We start from the raw sequence: 3,927 nt of genomic DNA on the forward strand, positions 1-3,927 counted from the left end.
CTCTTTGCGTCGTGACATAGTGGGACTCCTTCTTCCTACCCATTATGCCCGCCACACACGAAATTCCTGACAGTCCCGAACTTCTGTAGCGACTTCATCTGTCTGAACCTGAGCATCGCTCGCTCTCGTCGTCGAAATGGTAGATGCGAGTTCTCGACCCGGTTGTTCGCCCAGCGGCCGGTCTCCTGTTTGGCCTCGCACCCGAGTTCGACCATGGCTGCCTTGTACGAGCGGAGCCCGTCGGTCGTGATCGCCTCAACCTTGCCGTGCCGCTTCAGCGCCTTGCGCATGAACCGCAGGGCAGCCGCTTTGTCCCTGGTTTTCGTGACGTAACTCTCGAGGACTTCGCCCTCGTGATCAACGGCACGCCAGAGGTAAACCATCTCGCCATTCACACGGACGTACATTTCATCGAGGTGCCAGCGCCAATGGCGAAAGCCGCGCATACGCGAGATCCGCTGCCGGCGGATGTCGGCCGCGAACAGGGGACCGAAACGATTCCACCAATGCCGCACTGTTTCGTGACAGACGTCGATCCCACGCGCCGACAGCAGGTCTTCGACATTCCGCAACGAAAGCGGGAAGCGGATGTACATCATGACCACGAGGCGGATCACCTCGGGCGAGGAGTGAAAGTACCGGAACGGATTAGCGGGTTGCGAGGGCGAGGCATAGCCCTGCCCTACTCTGCCGCGCGCCTGATCGCTATCCGGTACCGTTGCTCTGACAGTACCCTGCGAAGCCTTGAACAAGCTCATCGATCAGCCTTGGCGCATCTGGCCATCGGACACCGCCACTGAGCGCATAATCCTGATCAATGCCGGTCGGAACAGTTCCCGTCGGAAGAAACTGGTCTTGTGAAGACGATGTAGTTGTCTTCGGGAGCGACAATAGTAGTATTGACCCATAACTTCGGTAGCAAGGGTTAGCGCACTGGCAGATATCTATCCCACCGTGAACTCACTTCTGCGCCAGCAGGAGGTTCTCGCCAAATTTGGTGAGTTGGCTTTGCGCTCCGACAGCTTGGACGAAATCCTCACGGAGGCTTGTCGGCTTGTTGGCGAAGCGCTTGGAACAGATCTCGCAAAGGTAATGGAACTGAGCGAGGACGGGATAAGCCTCCTCGTGCGGGCGGGCGTCGGCTGGGCCGACGGCGTCGTCGGAAAGGCGACCGCAAAAGCTGTTAAGGGATCATCCGAAGGTTATGCGCTTCAGACTGGTCAGCCGGTCGTGTCCCCTGACATTGAGGCGGAGACCAGGTTCGAATACGCCGACTTCATCAAGAATAACGGCGTCAAGGCGATTGCAAACGTGATCATACTGGGTGCCGACGGTGAGCGTCCATTCGGACTGCTTCAGGTCGACAGCCGCGAACCCCGCCACTTCAGCGCCTCGGATACACGCTTCCTGCGCGGATATGCGAACCTTATCGCAGCAGCAGTAAATCGCCTTCAAGTCTCTGAGAGAATGCGCTTTGCGGCGACTTATGATGCGACCACGTCGCTGCCGAATCGCGTCTCGTTTCGTAATGAAGTGGAAAAATCGCTGGAGCAGGCACGGAAAACACATAGCTCCCTTAGCCTGCTGCTCGTCGATCTCGATCGCTTCAAGCAGATCAACGACGTGCTAGGACATCAGGTTGGGGACGCTGCCCTTTATGCGTTCGGCAGAAGGATGGAGGCGACGTTGCCGGGCAATGCGATGGTGGCTCGCCTCGGGGGGGACGAATTCGTGGCCATGCTACCTGGCGCCGACAGCGCAGCTGCTGGTCATCATGCCGAACATGTCCTGAAAGCGTTGGCTGCTCCATTTAGCGCCGAGGGGCGTAATGTCGATCTGCGCGCCAGCATTGGCATCAGTACCTTTCCAGCTGACGGAACGGGCTCAACGCAGCTTTTAGGTAGCGCCGATCTAGCGCTATATGCGGCCAAGAAGGCCGGCGGCGGTCAGGCTTACGCCTACGAGCCAACTCTTCGTGCCGACCAACAGGGCCAGCTCGCGATGTTGCGGCATGCCCGTACGGCACTTAAGAACAACTGGGTCGTGCCGTTCTATCAACCGCAAGTTGCGCTCGCGACAGGCGAGGTGCGCGGGTTTGAAGCGCTGCTACGCTGGCATCACCCGCGCGCCGGGCTGCAATATCCCGCCAGCATCGCGTACGCATTCGACGATCCCAGCACTGCTGGCGTGTTGGGTTCAACGATTGCCGACGCTGCGCTTTCCGATGTCAATCGCTGGATCGACGCGGGCCTCACAATCGGGAAAATGGGGATCAACGTGTCTGCGGCGGAGTTCAGAGATCCATCCTATGCTGACAAGCTACTACAGCGCATTACCCTGCGCGGATTGGCTCCGGCTTTGCTGGAAATCGAGATAACTGAAACCGCTTTCCTCGATGCTGACGTGCGTCATGTTATTAAGGGTTTAGATCTCCTGCGTTCTGCTGGAGTTACAGTTGCCCTCGACGATTTCGGCACCGGGTTCTCGTCACTGTCGCATCTTCGCGACCTCCCAGTAGACACCATCAAGATCGACGGCTCCTTCGTGCACGGCCTAGACAAAAGATCAAAGGATCGATCGATCATCGAGGCCGTGCTCACCCTCGGAAACGCGCTTGGCATGACAACGATCGCGGAATGTGTCGAAACTCAGGCGCAAGCTGATTTTTTGAAGGCGCGCGGCTGCGCCTTTGCTCAGGGTTTTCTCTTCGCACCGGCCCTAGATGCCCTGCGGGCCAAAGCGCACCTGGTGCATAATACCAGCCTGCGGTGACGCTGGCATCAGGTGAAGAGTTGAAGTACCGGAGCGGACTGGCTGGTTTGCGTGGGCGAGGCATGGCCCCGCCCTAGCCTCCATTCCGCATCTTGCTAGCGGTGCATTCCCTCTGACAGTGCCCCCCTGCCCTACTCCGTTCGACGGCAGGTTACTATCCAGCGCAGTCCTTCTGACAGTGCCTCTATGGGGCATCGCTCACTGATCGCCCGTTGTCCAACTCGGCTGGAAGCACGAGCCGGCAGGTACTGGGATGGGCTTGATCCGGTAGGATGGTGAAGACGATTCCGTCTTCATTAAGTTCAAATGCCACTTCGATCCCGCGGCCGTCATCGCTCCGAATAAACAGCCCTTCCTCTTCGATACGAAAGGATTCGACCCGTGCACCGCAGATGGCGAGGATCATCGCCCGCTCGCTGCTGCGGACCATCCCGCCGGCGTCAAAATTCGCCTCGACGAGCCAAGAGCTGCCTTCGGAGTTGTGGGAGAACGTGAAGCGAGCGCTGCCGCGGATGCTTAACTGCCACCGCGCTTGGCCGTCGTGGTCACTTCCCATCACCTCAAGGAGCTGATTGTCGCCGAATTCGACGTGGGACACGACCGTCCCCAGCAGCCGCTCGAGCTCCATGGCGATTTTCTCCGGCCGGTCGCTGACACGGGCGGAGAATTGTGTGACGAGGGGAGCACCTTGAGACATCAAACTGACCTTCTGGATTACCGTGGGACGACGAGAGCGCCTTCACTATTATAGTAGTAGCCGGACCCCAGTGGGCACCACCTGAAGAACTTCAAGCGATGCTGTCAGTGTAATAGAGACCTGTGCGCGGGTGGGCGTAGACACGTGCGTTGATTGCTGATTCTATGGCTTTTCCGCAGAGGGAGAGCAGCAGGTGGCACATCGTTCGATTGGTCAGGAGCGGATCGGTTTTGCTGGACGTGCACAGTCGGCTGGATCGTCGCTGGATGAACTCGATAGCCTGATCGACTGGGCTCCGCTCAGTGCTCTTCTGGATCCACTTTATTCGGCAGCCAAGGGAGAGCCTGCCTGGCCGCCGCTGCCCATGTTCAAGGCGCTCTTGGGTGCTGTCATCTGTGGATGGCCCCTGCGCTGCAAGGGGTAAATTGAGTTGATGGTTTGATCTGTCCGGGTGCGGT

At 58.6% G+C, this 3,927-nt stretch carries 3 protein-coding genes and 1 pseudogene; 2 read left to right on the top strand and 2 right to left on the bottom strand.

Annotation, left to right across the window (positions count from 1 at the left end; all coding sequences use genetic code 11):
• Nucleotides 1-68: 68 nt before the first annotated feature.
• Nucleotides 69-758: pseudogene (locus ELY13_RS14695) on the bottom strand (IS6 family transposase); the annotation flags it as partial.
• 196 nt (nt 759-954) lie between these two features.
• On the opposite strand from ELY13_RS14695, the gene ELY13_RS14700 reads away from it, so the two are divergent.
• On the top strand, nt 955-2,772 hold the full coding sequence (locus tag ELY13_RS14700; protein WP_126174628.1) for a putative bifunctional diguanylate cyclase/phosphodiesterase: 1,818 nt from the start codon (nt 955-957) through the stop codon (nt 2,770-2,772).
• A 184-nt stretch (nt 2,773-2,956) separates the two neighbouring features.
• Here ELY13_RS14700 and ELY13_RS14705 read toward each other — a convergent pair whose 3' ends face one another.
• Nucleotides 2,957-3,469 carry a hypothetical protein gene (locus tag ELY13_RS14705; RefSeq protein WP_126174629.1) on the bottom strand — a complete coding sequence of 171 codons (513 nt, stop codon included), beginning with the start codon at nt 3,467-3,469 and terminating at the stop codon, nt 2,957-2,959.
• A gap of 193 nt (nt 3,470-3,662) precedes the next feature.
• Between ELY13_RS14705 and ELY13_RS15800 the strand changes: the two genes are divergently transcribed.
• Nucleotides 3,663-3,893, top strand: coding sequence for a transposase (locus tag ELY13_RS15800; protein ID WP_478212957.1), 231 nt, complete (start codon nt 3,663-3,665; stop codon nt 3,891-3,893).
• The last annotated feature ends 34 nt before the right edge of the window (nt 3,894-3,927 follow it).

It is taken from the genome of Altericroceibacterium xinjiangense (assembly GCF_003958635.1).
Taxonomy (GTDB): Bacteria; Pseudomonadota; Alphaproteobacteria; order Sphingomonadales; family Sphingomonadaceae; genus Altericroceibacterium_A; species Altericroceibacterium_A xinjiangense.